Origin of the sequence: Roseobacter sp. FCG-D35, assembly GCF_033436665.1 — a bacterium.
Lineage (GTDB): Bacteria > Pseudomonadota > Alphaproteobacteria > Rhodobacterales > Rhodobacteraceae > JAWQFO01.
This window is the reverse complement of record NZ_JAWQFO010000006.1, coordinates 257,246-272,767: the sequence shown is the minus strand read 5'-3', so window position 1 is coordinate 272,767 and position 15,522 is coordinate 257,246. Positions and strand designations below refer to the sequence as shown.

The following is a 15,522-nucleotide window of genomic DNA, read 5'->3' as shown; positions in this document are numbered from 1 at the left end:
ATCAAGCGACGGCATGTGAAAGCGCGCATTGCTTCCAAAGTACGGTCAGCGCCGAGACGAGATGATCGATGTCCGCGTCGCTGTGCAGCGGGCCCGGGGTGAAGCGCAGCCGCTCGGTTCCTTTCGGAACCGTGGGATAGTTGATCGGCTGCACGTAGATCCCGTAGTCGCGCATCAGGATGTCCGAAAGCATCCGGCATTTGACCGGGTCCTTGATCATCACCGGAACGATATGGCTTGGATTGTCGAGATGCGGGATGCCCTGCCGGTCGAGCAGCGCGCGCAGGCGCGCAACCTGCCGGCGCTGGCGCTGGCGTTCGACGTCGGATTCCTTGAGGTGTTCGATCGCCGTCCGGGCGCCCTCGGCGATCGCAGGCGGCAGGGCGGTGGTGAAGATGAAGCCGCTCGCGAAAGAGCGGATGAAGTCGCAAAGCGCCGTCGACCCGGAAATGTAGCCGCCGAGACAGCCGTAGGCCTTGCCCAGCGTGCCCTCGATCAGGGTGATCCGGTCCGCGAGGCCTTCGCGTTCGCTGATGCCGCCGCCGCGCGGCCCGTAAAGGCCCACCGCATGCACCTCGTCGAGATAGGTCATGGCGCCGTGCTTTTCGGCGACCTCGACGATCTCGGCCATCGGGCAGATGTCGCCATCCATCGAGTAGACGGATTCAAAGGCGACGATCTTGGCGGCATTGGCCGGCATCTCGGCAAGCTTGCGGTCGAGATCCTCGGGGTCGTTGTGCTTCCAGATCACCTTGCGCGCCTTCGAGTGGCGGATGCCCTCGATCATGCTGGCGTGGTTGAAGGCGTCCGACAGGATCACCGCGTCCGGCAGGCGGCTGCCCAGCGTCGAGAGGGCCGCCCAGTTCGACATGTAGCCGGAGTTGAACAGCAGCGCCGCTTCCTTGCCGTGCAGATCGGCGAGTTCGGCTTCGAGCCGGACATGGTGGACGTTGGTGCCCGAGATGTTGCGCGTACCGCCCGCACCGGTGCCGCAACTGTCGATGGTGTCTTTCATCGCAGCGCAGACCTTGGGGTGTTGCCCCATCCCGAGGTAGTCGTTCGAGCACCAGACCGTGACCTCGTCCGGCGTGTCGTCGCCGTGGCTTCTGGCCTTGGGAAAGGCACCGCGTTTTCGTTCCAGTTCCGCGAACACGCGGTAGTTGCCGTCGGATCTCAGCGCCCCGAGCTGCTTTGCGAAAAGTGTATCAAAGTCCATGAGATCCCTCCGGTCTTGTCAGTTTGATGTCCGGTTTCGGCGCAGGCAGCATCCAGCGCCAGAGTTTCGCGTCGGGCACCGGCAGGACCATCAGCCAGTGTTCGAGAAGAGCCAGCGCGCTGATCGCGGCAAGCAGCGAAAAGCCGATCGCGGCGCCCGGTGTCGGTGCGGCGTAGAGCCGTTCCAGCCAGCAGGCGACGGCAAAGGTGAGCAGCGTGACCGAGACGGGGAAGACCCAGTTCAGCCGCGCGATGCGGAAGTGGCTGGCAAGGTGGTTCAGGGCGCGGGGCAGGAATTCCACGTTGATGCGCGGCACGCCGAAATAGAGGTTCAGCTTGGCCGAGAGCCGGGCGGCATAGAGCACCGTGAAGGTCCACAGACCGACGGTGTTGAGCGCGTCGTGGCCAAAGAGCCACATCGCCGCGAGCACGCCGACCAGCAGCATCTCGTGATAGGCGATCGTGCCCCAGGCGCGGATGAAACGTTCCCATTCCGGTGCCTGCGGCGGGCAGGTGTTGAGATTCGGGCCGGTCACCGCGCCGGTCAGGAAGGCAAGCTCGATCCAGCCCCAGATGGCGAGCGCCGAAAAGAAGGCGCCGTAGGCCGCCGGAACGCTGCCCGACCAGAGAGTTGCCATGTAGCCCCAGATCCCCAGCGCCAGCAGCGGCAGGCATGCGAGCGTGCAGACCATGCGCGCCCGCGCGCCGCCACGTTCGGCCAGGCGCACCACCATCAGGATCGCCCCGGTGGAGAACCACCAGGTGAAAAGCGCGAGAAGCGCCGCGATCCAGGGTGCGGACATCAATAGGCCGGCTCCATCCGGGTTTCCGCCGGTACGTCATGACGGTTGGCGGGGATCAGGAACAGCCCGGCAAAGGCGCTCGCCGCACGCGCCTGGGCCGACATGCGCCGCAGGAAAGCGCCGACGCCGGTCTGCCGGCGTGCCTGGTCGAGATCGGCATTGGCCTTCTGCAGGCGCTTCAGGCCGCGTTCCCAGCGCGGGCTCTCGATGTCGAGCGTGATCGGGAAGACCTGCTTGCTGATCTCGGATGTCTTGGTGAATACCTCGTGGCCGTACCAGTCCGGATCGACGCCGAGCGCCTTGTGGAAGGCCGGGCGCTGGTGGTCGCGCACATGCATCGTGGCGTAGACCGCCGTCAGGAAGAACTTGATCCAGAGCACGTTGACGCCCCGTGTCAGCTTCGGGTCGGTCTTCATCAGCAGCGCGAAGGCCTCGCCGTGGCGGAACTCGTCGTTGCACCATTCCTGGAACCACTTGAAGATCGGGTGGAAGCGATGCTCGGGGTGCGCCTCGAGGTGCCGGAAGATCGTGATGTAGCGCGCGTAGCCGATCTTTTCGCTGAGATAGGTGGCGTAGTAGATGAACTTGGGCCGGAAGTAGGTGTACTTCTTCTTCTGCGTCAGAAAGCCGAGGTTCACCGCGACGTTCGCTTCGCGCAGGGCGTCGTTGATGAAGCCCGCGTGCCGCGCCTCGTCGCGCGCCATGAGCTGGAAGAGCTGGGTGATGTCCTTGTTGGCCCCGCGCCGCTTCATCTCCTTGTAGAGCACGCAGCCCGAGAACTCGGCCGTGCAGGAGGAAATCAGGAAGTCGATCAGCTCCTTGCGCAGCGTCGGGTCCATGCCGTCCCAGTCGACGTGATCCCAGTCCTCGTTCTTCTTGAAATGCCCGCGGTTCGGGTCGCTTTCCATCTCGTCGATCAGCGCGTCCCAGTCGGCGCGCACCGGCGTCACGTCGATGGCGTCGAGCTCGTCGAAATCCGTCGTGTAGAAGCGCGGGGTCAGCAGGGTGTTCTGCATCGCGACGTCGGTGGCGAACCGGGAATCGAGCTTCGCCTGGGCTTCCTGGATCGCGAGCCCTTCTTCGACGGTAGTCGCGTCGGCGGTATGCTTGATCTGCATGTTCATAGCGTCACCTCTTCGGAAAACGAGAATTCGCACAGTTCCATGACCTCGAAATCGCCGGTCCAGCGCGTCCAGAGCCGTTCGAGTGCCGAGGCGCGGATGATCGTCGCCTCGCGGCTCTCGCGGACGATCTCGCCGAAGGGCGCCATGATCTCGGGGCCATGCACCTTGACCTCGTCGCCCGGGTAGACGGTGGTCCCGTTGTCGAAGCGCACGTGCGCGTGCAGGCTTTCGAAGCGGTGGCTGATCTCCACCGTGCAGGGCGCGTGTTCGATGTCCTTGGTCAGCAGGCCCATGTCCGGTCTCCTCTCACTGTGCCAGCAGCCTGGCGAAAGCCCTGGCGTTGTCCTCGCCGAACCCCATCAGGTCGGCGCTCCACCCCGTCGCGGGGTCCTTGATCGAAATGCGCCCGCTTTCGTGCTGGCGCAGGGTCACCGGCCCCTCTGCCGGGACGCGATGCTTTGTGCGTTCGCGCTGGATCACGCGCGACACGCCGGCGATGAACCCGCCGGCTTCGGGCGACAGTTCTGCGATCACCGTGCCATCCGGGCTTTGCACCGTCGCGGCCCCGGAAAGGTCGCCGCCGAGCAGCACGCTGCGTTCCGACACGATGTCCCCGGTCGGCGCGAGCGCCGAGACCGGCTGCCCGGTCAGGCGCGCGATCGTCACGAGGGCGAGCACGCAGAAGACCAGCGCCATGACGGCCCGCGTCATCGCGCGCGGAATGAGTTCGGCGTCGCGGGGGCGGGGGGCGGCGTGGATGCTGTCGGTCATCGGGGTCTCCCTATTCCGCCGCGACCTGGGCGGGGTAGGCGGTGCGGGTCACGGTCGGCATGTCGACGCGGGTCCGGGCGGCCTCGGCCAGCAGGTCGGCCACGTGCTGCGCGTCGGGAATGCAGCGCAGCGCCGGCTGGGTGCGGCGCAGAACGAACGGCCGGACATGCGGCCAGCAGACGAGATAGGACAGCCGCGTCTTGCCCAGCAGGTCGAGCGCCACGGTCCCGCTGCCGTTGCCGCGCAGTTTCAGATCGGCCGAGCGGATCTGGGTGAAGGGCAGGTTGAGTGTCACCGTCAGCGCGGCCCCGATGCGCATCGCGACGCGCCGGTTGGTGATCGTGTAGACGGTGGCGCGGGCCTGCACGTAACCCACGATCATCAGCAGTCCGCAGACGGCGGCCCCGAGGATCGCGAAGGGAAAGGCAGCGGCGAAGGCAATGTCGAGCGGTGCCTGGTCGATCATCGTGACGAAGCGCCACAGCCCGAGGGCCAGGAAGTAACCCGCCACCCAGGTCAGGTTCAGCGCCTCGCGGGTCAGCATGAACCAGTCCGGGCGGCCCTGCCACAGGATGCGCTCGCCCTCGGGCGGGCGCTCGGGCAGGCCGTTCACGGGTTCGACTGCGAAATCGTCGTGGCTCATGCTTTCCTCCCTTAGCCGAGCTGCGGTTCCAGCCGTGCCTCGCTGGCATAAAGCGTGCCGCCGCCGTAGTAGCCGCAGATCCGGTCCTCCTCGCGGAGGGTCACCTGGCGCGGCGAGGCGTTCGTGGGCACGCCGGCGAAGTGTTTGCCGAAGATCGAGCGCACGACGACGCGGTCGGACTTGATCTTGGCCATCGTCAGCGGCACCAGCCGTTTGCCGTCGCCCCACTCGGCGTCGAGCGCGATCTCGAGGTAGCGCACCAGCTGTTCGGGCTCGTCGAGCCACATGTCGCTGATGGTGCCGACGACCTCGCCGTCACCGGCCTGAACCGGCAACCCGCGCGGGTCGCGGCCCGTCGCCACTTGGAAGCCTTCGAGCGCGGCCATCGGGACGATCTTGGGATGCCCCTTGCCGTCGAGTTCCGGCAGGTCGCGGCGCGGCGCCCAGGAGGCCGGCCCGACCCCGTCGACCATCGGATCGCCCGTGGGGACGAAGGGGAACCCGTTGCCGGCGGCCGTCTTGGCCAGCGCCAGATCGGTGCGGTCGGGGTTCTGTCCGGACGGAACGGTCACCGTTCCGCGCCCGTGCGGAAGGGTGAAGGTCTTGTCGTCCGGCACCGGGAAAAGGCCCTGGTTGCTGGCGACGGCGCCGTCGTCATCCTCCATCGGGTAGCCTTCGCGCATGTTCTCGCGCTGGATGTAGAAGATCAGCAGGGCGAAGAAGACGACGAAGAGCCATAGCGATATGCTCGCCAGGTCGAGGTTGCCGAAAATGGGTTCTACCATGGGTCTGCCCTTTCGATGCGGTGGTCAGGTCGGAAAGTCGGCAAGGCCGAGACGGGCCTGACCGGAAGTGACGGGGGGTGGTGCTGCGCTGCGCACCAGTGGACCGAGGACGGCGAGCGTCAGGAACAGCAGGCCGATCTCGAGGTGATAGACGAAGGAGTATCCGGTGCTCGGCGTATCGAGCGCGCTGCCCCAGGCGCCGCTGGCGGCGATGGCGTTCACGCCGTCGCGCAGCGCGCCGCCGAGGGCGATGGAAAGCCCCGCCGCCGTCGCCTGCGCCGCGCCCCAGGCGCCGAGTGCGAGACCGTGCCCGGCGGCCCCGCGGGCGGGAAGCGACATGGCGACCGAGAGGGTGGACACGGCGAAAAGTCCGCTGCCGAAGCCGATCAGCCCGGCACCAGCGAAAAAGGCCGCAGTCGATGCGAGCGGTGCGGCGAAGATGACGAGCGAGAAAGCGATGACCCCGGCGAGAAGCCCGCTGGCCGCGAGCCGCAGCGGGTTGCGCCCGCGCAAGAGCAGGCCGCCGGCCAGCACGAAGCCGGCCAGAGCGCCCGTCGCCCAGACAGCGGTCAGAAGCGTGGTCGCGGCGACGCTGAGGCCGAGGATCTCGCCGCCGTAGGGCTCCAGCAGCACGTCCTGCATGTTGAAGGCCATCGTGCCGAGGAAGGCGACCGCCAGCAGGCGCGTCACCTGGCTGCCCGCCGTCATGTCTGTCCATGCGTGGAAAAACTTCGGGCGTGGCGCGGCGCGTTCCGCGGCGCTCATCGGGCGGACCTTTTCCTGCTTCCAGAGAGCGACGAGGTTGAGCACGATGCCGACGACGGCGGCGCCCTGCACGACCCGTACCAGCCGCAGGTTCGAGAAATCCGTGAGCAGCCAGCCGATGATGACGGACGAGACCCCCATGCCGAGCAGGAACATCACGTAAAGCAGCGCCACGACGCGCGGGCGCGTCGCCTCGTCCGCGCGGTCTGTGGCCAGCGCCAGCCCGGCCGTCTGGGTCATGTGCAGGCCAAGGCCGGTCATCAGGAAGGCCAGGGCCGCCAGCACCTCTCCGGCCCAGCCCGGGCCGATGGCCTGTTGCCCGGAGAGCACGATCAGCGCGAAAGGCATGATCGCCAGCCCGCCCATCTGCCAAAGCGAGCCGAACCAGAGATAGGGAATGCGTTTCCAGCCGATGGCGCTGCGGTGGGTGTCCGAGCGGTACCCGAGCAGCGCCCGGAACGGGGCCACGAGCACCGGCAGGGCGATCATCGTGGCGACGATCATTGCCGGCACGGAAAGCTCGACGATCATCACCCGGTTCAGCGTACCCAGCAGCATGACCGTGGCCATGCCGACAGAGACCTGGAACAGCGACAGGCGCAGCAATTGCCCCGCCGGCAGACCTTCGCTCGCCGCGTCCGAGAACGGCAGGTAGCGCACCGACAGGCGGGCGACGGTCTGGCGCGTGACGATCATCCCGACATCTCCAGCGCCTGTGAGATGTAGAACCCGACATGGGTGCGCCCGAGGTCGCGCAGCCGGCCAATCCCGGCGAGTTGCTCGGCAAGGCGCTCGGGCGCATGTGGCACCATGACCGGCGAGCGGTCCGAACGCGGGAAGAGCTTGCCGGCGTACCACATCGCCATCAGGACCGGAGTGCGCGGCGCGACCGTGAAGACGATCTTGCCCCGGGCGCGCTTCGTCAGACCGGTCAGCGCCGCGCCGATATCGGTGGCGTCGTAGTAGATCAGGCTGTCCATCGCCACGACATGATCGAAGGAACCGAGATCGGGGTCGAGCATGTCGCCCGCGACGAATTGCACGCGGGCGCGATGGTCCTCCGGCAGCCGGCGGCGCGCGATGCCGATCAGGGCGGGCGAGATGTCGACGGCGGCCACGTCCGCGCCACGCGCGGCAAGCGCCGCGGTCATCTGTCCCGCGCCGCAGCCGGCATCCAGCACCCGGGCGCCGCGCAGGTCCTGCGGCAAACGCGACAGGATGCGGGCGCGCATTTCGTCCCGCCCGCGCCGCACCGTTTCGCGGATGCGCGAAACGGGCGCGTCACTGGTCAGCCGCTCCCATGTCCGGGTCGCGGTGCGGTCGAAGTAGGTCTCGACCCGGGCGCGTGTGGCCTCGTAGGTCATCAGTCGAATCCCAGCAGTTCGAAGATGTCGCGGTCTTCCATCGGAGCCGGGGCCGTGCCCTCAGTGCCGTTCCAGAGCGTCTCGGCCAGCCGCACGTACTCGGCCCGGCAGCGCACGATGTCCTCCTCGTCGTCCATCTCGAAGAGCGTCTTCTTCTTGAGGCGCGAGCGGCGGATGGCATCGACGTCGGGCATGTGGGCGATGCGGCGGAAACCGACCTTCTCGCAGTAACGGTCGACCTCGTCGGTGTCGCGCGACCGGTTGGCCACGCAACCCGCCAGCCGGACCTTGTAATTGGCCGACTTGGCCTGCACCGCGGCGATGATCCGGTTCATCGCGTAGATCGAATCGAAGTCGTTGGCGGTCACGATCAGCGCCCGGTCGGCATGCTGGAGCGGAGCCGCGAAGCCGCCGCAGACCACGTCGCCCAGCACGTCAAAGATCACCACGTCGGTGTTTTCCAGCATGTGATGCTGTTTCAGCAGCTTCACGGTCTGCCCGACCACGTAGCCGCCACAGCCGGTGCCGGCCGGCGGCCCGCCGGCTTCGACGCATTTCACGCCGCCCCAGCCTTCGCTGACGAAATCCTCGGGGCGCAGCTCTTCGGGGTGGAAGTCGACCTCCTTGAGGATGTCGATGACCGTCGGCTGCAAGCGCCCCGTCAACGTGAAGGTGCTGTCGTGCTTGGGATCGCAGCCAATCTGCAGGACACGCCGCCCCAGCTTTGAAAAGGCCGCCGAGAGGTTGGAACTGGTCGTGGACTTGCCGATCCCGCCCTTGCCGTAGACCGAGAACACCTTGGCCCCCTCGATCTTCATCGCCGGGTCCTGGTGTACCTGGACGGACCCTTCTCCGTCGCGGCCTCTCAGGGCGGGAACTTCGTCGCGCGGGCTCATGCTCTACCTGTCCTTCCGTCAATCGGTTTCATTCCGCCGCAATCCCTTCCAGCCGGTCCTCGAGCGCGTCGGCGGCATTGCGCAGCGCGTCGAGCGTCTCGGCATCGGGTTGCCAGTAGGCGCGTTCGTGGGCTTCGATCAGCCGGTTCGCCATGCGCGAGGACGCGACCGGGTTCAGCGCGGAAAGCCGCGCGCGCATCTCGGCGTCCAGCACGAAGGTTTCCGACAAGCGCTGGTAGACCCAGGGTTCGACCTGCCCGGTCGTGGCCGACCAGCCCAGCGTGTTGGTGACATGGCTTTCGATCTGCCGGACCCCTTCGGCGCCGTGTCGCAGCAGCGCCTCGTGAAACTTCGGGTTGAGTGAGCGCGACCGGGTCTCCAGCGCCACCTGGTCTGACAACGTGCGCACCTTTCCCGCCCCGCGCGTCGTGTCCGAGATGTAGACGGCGGCGTCCTTGCCGCCGCGCGCGCGCTTCACGGCCCGGGCGATGCCGCCGAGCGTATCGAAGTAGTGATCGACCGTGGTGACGCCCAGCTCCACGGATTCAAGGTTCTGGTAGGCGAGGTCCACCGTCGCCAGCGCCTCCTGCAGCAGGGCGGCGTTCTGCGCGGGCTTGCCGTTCACGCCGTAGGCAAAGCTCTTGCGCGCCTGGTAGACGTCAGCAAGCTCATCCTCGTCGCCGAAGGCCGAGCCATCGACTAGGTGATTGACGTTCGAGCCGTAGGTGCCTTCGGCGTTCGAGAAAACGCGCAGCGCCGCGACATCGAGCGCGCAACCGGTTTTCTCGGCATACGCCAGCGCATGGGCGCGGACGAAGTTCATCTCGACCGGTTCGTCGGCTTCGGCGGCCCTCAGCGCGGCCTCGGCCAGCAGGCGCGTCTGCAGCGGCAGCAGGTCACGGAAGATGCCCGAAAGCGTCATCACGACGTCGACGCGGGGGCGGCCCAGCTCTTCCAGCGGCACGAGATCCGCGCCGCAGAGCCGTCCGAAACTGTCGAAACGCGGGCGCGCGCCGATCAGGGCAAGCGCCTGCGCGATGGCGCAACCATCCGATTTGATGTTGTCCGAACCCCAGAGCACCAGCGCCACGCTGCGCGGCAGGCTGTCATGCGTGGCCAGAAGCAGTTCGGCCTGTTTCGCGCCTTCGCGGCAGGCATAGGCGGTGGGCATCCGGAACGGGTCGAAGGCGTGGATGTTCCGCCCCGTCGGCAGGATGTCCGGCGAGCGGATCAGGTCGCCGCCCGCCACCGGGGGCGTGAACCGTCCGTCCAGGGCCCGCAGCAGGGCCGGGATCTCGTTGTCCTCGCGCAGCAGGGCGTCGACCGTCGCGCGGGTCTCGTTGTCGGCATCCGCGATCAGCGTGATGTATTCCGCCCGCGCTGCATCCGACATCGCGCGGCCCAGGACGTGCAGACCGTCGGGGATCAGCGCGTCTTCGGTCTCGAGCAGCTTGAGCCAGAGTCTTTGCGGATCGCTGCCGTCCATGTCGACGGCACCGGCCTGCTCGGCGATGAGGGTTTCGAGGTCCTCGGCGCCGGCATCGCCGGGCGTGCGTTCGCGCCAGCGCGTCAGGCTGTCCTTCAGCTCCTGCAGACCACGATACAGCCCGGACGCGGCGAGGGGCGGGGTCAGGTGAGACACCGTCACCGCGCCCGAGCGGCGCTTGGCCAGCGTCGCCTCGGAGGGGTTGTTGGACGCGTAGAGGTAGACGTTCGGCATGTCGCCGATCAGCCGGTCGGGCCAGTCCTTCGCTCCGAGCCCCGCCTGCTTGCCCGGCATGAATTCGAGCGCCCCGTGCATGCCGAAATGCAGCAGGACGTCGGCCCGGAACGTGCCCTTGAGCCAGAGGTAAAACTGTGCGAAGGCATGGGTCGGGGAAAAGCCGCGCTCGAACAGCAGGCGCATCGGGTCGCCTTCGTAGCCGAAGGCCGGTTGCAGCCCGACGAAGACCTTGCCGAACTGCGCGCCCAGAACGAACACGCCGCGCCCGTCGCTTTGTACCTTGCCGGGGGCGGGGCCCCATTGCGCCTCGATCTCGTCGAGCCAGGGCGTGCCGGTCACGATGTCGTCGGCCTCGACCCGCGCCGCGACGTTGGCCTCTTGCCCGTAGCGCGCGGCGCTGCCTTCCAGCACGGCGGCGCGCAACGCCTCGACCGTTTCCGGCGGCTCGACGTCATAGCCTCGGTCGGCCATCGCCCAAAGCGTGTTGTGCAGCGACTGGAAGACGTCGAGATAGGCCGCCGTTCCGGCCGCACCGGCGTTGGGCGGGAAGCCGAAGAGCACGATGCCGACGCGCCGCTGCGCGACCTCGGAGCGCCGCAGCGCGACAAGCCGGTCGACGCGGGCCACGAGTTTCTCGATGCGCTCGTGGCAGGGGGCCATGGCCTTGGCGCCCGGGCCGGCCATGCAGCGCCGTGCGCAGCCCTCGCAGGTGTCCTCGCCGTGGCGTCCGGCGAAGACCGTCGGATTGGTGGCCCCGTCGAGTTCCGGCAGCGCGATCAGCATGGTGGTTTCGATCGGGCCGAGCCCCTGGGCAGAGGCTGCCCATTGCGCAAGTGTCTGGAATTCCAGCGGGTTCGCCGCCACGTAAGGAACGTCGAGTCCTTCGAGGACTGCGATGGCGGCGGCGTTGTCGTTGTAGGCGGGGCCGCCGACCAGCGAAAAACCGGTGAGCGAGAGCAGCGCGTCGATCTTCACGCCCGCCTCGTCGCGGAAGAAACTGTCGATCGCCGGACGCGCGTCGAGCCCGCCCGCGAAGGCGGGCAGGACCCGAAGCCCGCGCGCCTGCAGGCTGCGGATCACCTCGTCGTAATGCGCCGTGTCCGAGGACAGCACGTAGCTGCGCATCATCACCAGCCCGACGGTTCCGGTGGCATTGGCAGGCTGCGGCAGCCGCGCAGGATCCGTCGTGATCCGCCCCGGCAGGTCGGGATGGTAGAGGCCGGTCTCGGGGTATTCGAGCGGTGCCGCGGCCGCTGTCCCGCGCCAGGCCTCGTGGCGGCAATAGCGCGAGATCAGAAAGCGCACCATCGCTTCGATGTTGTCGTCCGACGCGCCGAGCCAGTACTGCATGGTCAGGAACCATGCCCGCAGGTCCTGCGCCTTGCCCGGGATCAGCTTGAGGATCTGCGGCAGCCGGCGCAGCATCCGCATCTTCTTCGCGCCGCTCTCGGTCGACGGCTTGGACGAGCCGCGCAGCTTCTTGAGCAGCTTCATCGCCCCGCTTTCCGGCGACCTCATGTCGAGCGACCCCATCCGCGTCAGCCGCACGATCTGGGCGTCGCAGATGATCCCGGCCAGTGCGTCGCAGTCGTCGCGCCGCGCCTCGAGGTCGGGAAGGATGGCCTTGATATGCTCTTCGAGGAACAGAAGGCTCGCGATGACGATGTCGCCGTTGGCGATGGCCCGCTTTGCCTCGGCCAGCGCCTCGGGGCATTCGCCCCATTCCGCCGCCGCGAGTACCTGAAGTTCCAGGCCCGGGAAATCTGCGGAAAGCTTTTCGGCCACGCGGGCGCAGGGGCCGGCGGCATGGCTGTCGAGCGTCAGGATGACGATCCTGTAGGCGGGCGCGGACGCCGTGATGTGGACCTCATCGCGCATAGTGGGCCTTGGCGTCGTAGAGTGTTTCGATTCCGATCTCGCGCAGCCCGTTTTCGGCGGCGAAGACCTCGGTGTTGCGGCGCGCCTTCCCGCGCACGAAGAACGGTACCTTGCGCAGTTCCTTTTCCGCGGCTGGCAGCCAGATGACCTCGGCCGAGGTTGCGGGCACCGGGTCCGCCGCGGCGACCGGTTCGGGAAGAGCCGCGCCGTGTCCATGATGGCTCGACCCGGCGGCATCGTTGAACTCGAAATCCTCCCGGAACATGTGCAGAAGGTGCTCTTCAAGACCCATCACCAGCGGATGCACCCAGGTGTCAAAGATCACGTTGGCGCCCTCGATCCCCATCTGGGGCGAGTAGCGGGCGGGGAAGTCCTGGACATGGACCGGGGCCGATATGACGGCGCAGCCGATGCCGAGACGCTTGCCGATGTGGCGTTCCATCTGCGTGCCGAGGATCAGTTCCGGGGCAAGCTCGACGATCCGCGCCTCGACTTCGAGGTAATCGTCGGTGATCAGCGCCTCGATCCCGAAGTCGCGCGCGAGCGCGCGGATCGGGCGGGCCATCTCGCGGTTAAAGCAGCCGAGGCCCGCGACCTCGAACCCCATCTCGTCGCGTGCGATGCGGGCCGCTGCCGCGACATGTGTGCCGTCACCGAAGATGAAGACGCGCTTGCCGGTCAGGTATGTGCTGTCAACGCTGGCCGAATACCACGGCAGCCGCAGGCGGCTTTCGTCGAGCACGCAGGGCCGACCGGAAAGTGCGGCCACCTCCGCGGCGAAATCGCGGGTCGCGCCGACGCCGATGGGCACCGTGCGCGTATAGGGCAGGTCGAGTTCGCGCTCCATCCAGCGACAGGCGCTCTCGCCGGTTTCGGGGTACATCAGCACGTTGAAATGCGCGGCCCCGAGCCGCTCGATATCCGCCACCGCGGCGCCGAAGGGGGCGGTCACGTTGACGGCGATTCCCATGTCCTCGAGCAGTCCGGTGATCTCGGTGATGTCGTCGCGATGCCGGAATCCCAGCGCCGTCGGGCCGATCAGGTTGCAGCTGACCCGGTCCGCTTTCGTTGTCGGTTTCGCGAGCCTGCGGACGATCTGATAGAAGGTTTCGTCAGCGCCGAAGTTCTCCTTGCGCTGGTAGCTCGGCAGGTCGAGCGGGATCACCGGCACCGGCAGGCCCATGGTCTCGGCCATGCCGCCGGGGTCGTCCTGGATCAGTTCCGCCGTGCAGGAGGCGCCGACGATCAGGGCAGCCGGCTGAAACCTGTCATAGGCCGCCTGGCAGGCGGTCGAGAAGAGGTTCGCGGTGTCGCTGCCGAGGTCACGCGCCTGGAAGGTCGTGTAGGTGACTGGCGGGCGATGATCGCGCCGTTCGATCATGGTGAAGAGCAGGTCGGCATAGGTGTCGCCCTGCGGCGCGTGCAGCACGTAATGCAGGTCGGTCATCGCGGTCGCGACGCGCATGGCACCGACATGCGGCGGGCCTTCGTATGTCCAGATGCTCAGCTTCATTCCGCGGCCTCAGGGCGCAGAATGGCCTTGCGGCGGAGCGGGCGGGAGAAGAGCCCGGCAAGGTCGCCGGCCTGCTCGTAGAAATGCACCGGCGTGAAGACAAGCTCGATCGACCACTTGGTCGCCAGGCCCTCGGCCTCCAGCGGGTTGGCGAGGCCGAGGCCACAGACGGTCAGGTCGGGCCGCGCCGCGCGGCAGCGGTCGAGTTGCCGCTCGACGTCCTGGCCCTCGGCGAGGGCGGTACCGGCGGCTAGCAGGTCGAGGTCGGGCCCGACGACATGGCGGTGGATGTAGGGCGCGCCGACTTCGACGGCCGTCATGCCGCATTCGCGGGTCAGAAAGCGCGCAAGAGGGATCTCGAGCTGGCTGTCAGGGAAGAAAAAGATCGATTTGCCGGCCAGCGCCTCTGCCGTCCGGGCCACGGCCCGGCGCGCACGTTCGCGCGGGGCGCGGGTGACGGTCTCGAACCGTTTCTGATCGACGTCGAACTCCTGCGCAACCGCTTCGAGCCAGAACGTCGTGCCTTCCTCGCCCAGCGGGAAAGGCGCCGGGATGTGCCGTGCGCCGCGTCGTTCGAGTGCGGCGTGCGTGGCGCCGAGGAAAGGCTGGGTCAGCGCAAAGACGGTGTTGGGACCAACGGCGAGATCGTCGGTGCTGCGCGACGGCGGCAACACGCGCACGGTTTCGATCCCCAAGCCTTCCAGCAACGCGCGCGCCTGGTCCTCGACGACATCGGGCAGAGCGCCCACGACGATCAGCTGGCGCCGTTCGGTCTCGGGCAGGCCCGGGACCATCGACGCGAGGCAGGCGTCCTCGCCTTCGGTGAACGTCGTTTCGATGCCCGAGCCGGAATAGTTGAGCACCCGCACGCGCGGCGCGTGCTTGGCCGTCAGCCGCTCGGCGGCGCGGGCGAGATCGAGCTTGATGACCTCGGACGGGCAGCTTCCGACAAGAAAGAGTTGACGGATGTCGCCGCGCCGCGCCAGCAGCCGGTCGACCTCGCGTTCCAGCTCCTCCTGCGCGTCTGCCAGTCCGGCAAGATCGCTCTCTTCGAGGATCGCGGTGCCGAATCGCGGTTCGGCGAAGATCATCACGCCGGCTGCACTTTGCAGAAGATGCGCGCAGGTACGGCTGCCGACGACCAGAAAGAAGGCATCCTGCATCTTCCGGTGCAGCCAGATGATCCCGGTGAGGCCGCAGAAGACCTCGTGCTGTCCGCGCTCGCGCAGAGCGGGCGTGTCCCGGCAACCGGCGGATGGGGATGCGACGCCTGGCGCGGTCATGTTTGGCCCATGCCGTCGCGCCGGGCGAGGCGCAGCTTGCGCAGGAATTGCCCGGCGTTGATCACGTAGGCCGCGTAGGCGGCCAGGGCGAGGAACATGAGCGACTCGGGCCCCAGCGCATCGCGGAACAGCGCCCAGACATAGGCGGTGTGCAGCGCGATGACGGCGAAGCTGACGACGTCCTCCCAGAAGAAGGCCGGTGCGAAGAGGTACTGACCGAACACCGTATTTTCCCAGACCGCACCGGTGATCATGATTAGGTAGAGGAAGGCGGTCTTCAGAAGGATCGAATAGGTCGCCACCTCGTAGCCGTCGCCGGTGGCGAGAAAGCGCAGGACCAGTGCGAGCGACACGAGGAAGACGGCAAACTGTGCAGGGGCAAGAACGCCCTGCACGAGCGTCCAGACCGTCGTGTCCCTGCGCCGGCGCTCGTCGGCCGTGTAGAGTGCGATACGTTCGGAATTGCGAGGCGTGGATGCCGTCATGATCCCCCTCCCAGGTCACCGAATGCTACGGCTGCCCGCCGCGAAGTGTCAACTATGATTTACACATACGGGCGCCGCTGCTGTCCAGTGATGTTGGCATCTTTTTCTGCCGTGGATGATCCGAATCGCATGCAAACAAGGCCGAAAACGCAGCGATATCACCTCGAGTGATCCAAAATAATCGAACCTGCGTAATTGCTTGATGCTGCCATTCGGGTGCGAATGTCAGCGCAAATTGACATTTGAGCGGACCGCGCGCACACTCGGGCGATCC

General features: G+C 67.2%; 14 protein-coding genes. All 14 read right to left on the bottom strand.

Annotated features, from left to right (window positions below; genetic code table 11):
- Window position 1: 1 nt before the first annotated feature.
- The 14 genes from hemA to bchF are packed head-to-tail and all read right to left on the bottom strand — an operon-like array spanning window position 2 to window position 15,248.
- Window positions 2–1,216, bottom strand: a complete 1,215-nt coding sequence (gene hemA, locus R5H30_RS15545) for a 5-aminolevulinate synthase (RefSeq protein WP_318329424.1) — start codon at window positions 1,214–1,216, stop codon at window positions 2–4.
- Complete coding sequence (gene puhE / locus R5H30_RS15540) at window positions 1,206–2,018, bottom strand: putative photosynthetic complex assembly protein PuhE (RefSeq protein WP_318329423.1); 813 nt, start codon at window positions 2,016–2,018, stop codon at window positions 1,206–1,208. The genes hemA and puhE overlap by 11 nt, the downstream gene beginning before the upstream one ends.
- Window positions 2,018–3,142 carry a magnesium-protoporphyrin IX monomethyl ester (oxidative) cyclase gene (acsF, locus tag R5H30_RS15535; RefSeq protein ID WP_318329422.1) on the bottom strand — a complete coding sequence of 375 codons (1,125 nt, stop codon included), beginning with the start codon at window positions 3,140–3,142 and terminating at the stop codon, window positions 2,018–2,020. Before acsF ends, puhE begins: the two co-directional genes overlap by 1 nt.
- Complete coding sequence (locus R5H30_RS15530; RefSeq protein WP_318329421.1) at window positions 3,139–3,435, bottom strand: O2-dependent cyclase accessory protein; 297 nt, start codon at window positions 3,433–3,435, stop codon at window positions 3,139–3,141. The genes acsF and R5H30_RS15530 overlap by 4 nt, the downstream gene beginning before the upstream one ends.
- 13 nt (window positions 3,436–3,448) lie before the next feature.
- Entirely contained in the window at window positions 3,449–3,913 is a 465-nt protein-coding gene (gene puhC, locus R5H30_RS15525; protein ID WP_318329420.1) for a photosynthetic complex assembly protein PuhC, read from the bottom strand.
- A gap of 10 nt (window positions 3,914–3,923) precedes the next feature.
- A complete protein-coding gene (gene puhB, locus R5H30_RS15520; RefSeq protein WP_318329419.1) occupies window positions 3,924–4,556 on the bottom strand; it encodes a photosynthetic complex putative assembly protein PuhB in 633 nt (210 codons plus the stop codon).
- Between the two features lie 11 nt (window positions 4,557–4,567).
- Entirely contained in the window at window positions 4,568–5,341 is a 774-nt protein-coding gene (puhA, locus tag R5H30_RS15515; RefSeq protein WP_318329418.1) for a photosynthetic reaction center subunit H, read from the bottom strand.
- Window positions 5,342–5,365: 24 nt separating this feature from the next.
- Window positions 5,366–6,802, bottom strand: a complete 1,437-nt coding sequence (locus R5H30_RS15510; RefSeq protein WP_318329417.1) for a PucC family protein — start codon at window positions 6,800–6,802, stop codon at window positions 5,366–5,368.
- Complete coding sequence (bchM, locus tag R5H30_RS15505) at window positions 6,799–7,470, bottom strand: magnesium protoporphyrin IX methyltransferase (RefSeq protein WP_318329416.1); 672 nt, start codon at window positions 7,468–7,470, stop codon at window positions 6,799–6,801. The genes R5H30_RS15510 and bchM overlap by 4 nt, the downstream gene beginning before the upstream one ends.
- The gene (bchL, locus tag R5H30_RS15500) at window positions 7,470–8,366 is read right to left on the bottom strand and encodes a ferredoxin:protochlorophyllide reductase (ATP-dependent) iron-sulfur ATP-binding protein (protein ID WP_318329415.1); all 897 of its coding nucleotides are present in this window, start codon (window positions 8,364–8,366) and stop codon (window positions 7,470–7,472) included. Before bchL ends, bchM begins: the two co-directional genes overlap by 1 nt.
- 28 nt (window positions 8,367–8,394) lie before the next feature.
- A complete protein-coding gene (locus R5H30_RS15495; RefSeq protein WP_318329414.1) occupies window positions 8,395–11,967 on the bottom strand; it encodes a magnesium chelatase subunit H in 3,573 nt (1,190 codons plus the stop codon).
- Window positions 11,957–13,480: a ferredoxin:protochlorophyllide reductase (ATP-dependent) subunit B gene (gene bchB, locus R5H30_RS15490; RefSeq protein ID WP_318329413.1), complete on the bottom strand. Its 1,524-nt coding sequence runs from the start codon at window positions 13,478–13,480 to the stop codon at window positions 11,957–11,959. Before bchB ends, R5H30_RS15495 begins: the two co-directional genes overlap by 11 nt.
- Window positions 13,477–14,763, bottom strand: coding sequence for a ferredoxin:protochlorophyllide reductase (ATP-dependent) subunit N (locus R5H30_RS15485; RefSeq protein ID WP_318329412.1), 1,287 nt, complete (start codon window positions 14,761–14,763; stop codon window positions 13,477–13,479). The genes bchB and R5H30_RS15485 overlap by 4 nt, the downstream gene beginning before the upstream one ends.
- Complete coding sequence (gene bchF, locus R5H30_RS15480; protein WP_318329411.1) at window positions 14,760–15,248, bottom strand: 2-vinyl bacteriochlorophyllide hydratase; 489 nt, start codon at window positions 15,246–15,248, stop codon at window positions 14,760–14,762. Before bchF ends, R5H30_RS15485 begins: the two co-directional genes overlap by 4 nt.
- Window positions 15,249–15,522 lie beyond the last annotated feature (274 nt).

Coding starts and splice junctions, on each gene's coding strand:
- hemA (WP_318329424.1), bottom strand. CDS start 1,216: ATGGACTTTGATACACTTTTCGCAAAGCAGCTCGGGGCGCTGAGATCC.
- puhE (WP_318329423.1), bottom strand. CDS start 2,018: ATGTCCGCACCCTGGATCGCGGCGCTTCTCGCGCTTTTCACCTGGTGG.
- acsF (WP_318329422.1), bottom strand. CDS start 3,142: ATGAACATGCAGATCAAGCATACCGCCGACGCGACTACCGTCGAAGAA.
- R5H30_RS15530 (WP_318329421.1), bottom strand. CDS start 3,435: ATGGGCCTGCTGACCAAGGACATCGAACACGCGCCCTGCACGGTGGAG.
- puhC (WP_318329420.1), bottom strand. CDS start 3,913: ATGACCGACAGCATCCACGCCGCCCCCCGCCCCCGCGACGCCGAACTC.
- puhB (WP_318329419.1), bottom strand. CDS start 4,556: ATGAGCCACGACGATTTCGCAGTCGAACCCGTGAACGGCCTGCCCGAG.
- puhA (WP_318329418.1), bottom strand. CDS start 5,341: ATGGTAGAACCCATTTTCGGCAACCTCGACCTGGCGAGCATATCGCTA.
- R5H30_RS15510 (WP_318329417.1), bottom strand. CDS start 6,802: ATGATCGTCACGCGCCAGACCGTCGCCCGCCTGTCGGTGCGCTACCTG.
- bchM (WP_318329416.1), bottom strand. CDS start 7,470: ATGACCTACGAGGCCACACGCGCCCGGGTCGAGACCTACTTCGACCGC.
- bchL (WP_318329415.1), bottom strand. CDS start 8,366: ATGAGCCCGCGCGACGAAGTTCCCGCCCTGAGAGGCCGCGACGGAGAA.
- R5H30_RS15495 (WP_318329414.1), bottom strand. CDS start 11,967: ATGCGCGATGAGGTCCACATCACGGCGTCCGCGCCCGCCTACAGGATC.
- bchB (WP_318329413.1), bottom strand. CDS start 13,480: ATGAAGCTGAGCATCTGGACATACGAAGGCCCGCCGCATGTCGGTGCC.
- R5H30_RS15485 (WP_318329412.1), bottom strand. CDS start 14,763: ATGACCGCGCCAGGCGTCGCATCCCCATCCGCCGGTTGCCGGGACACG.
- bchF (WP_318329411.1), bottom strand. CDS start 15,248: ATGACGGCATCCACGCCTCGCAATTCCGAACGTATCGCACTCTACACG.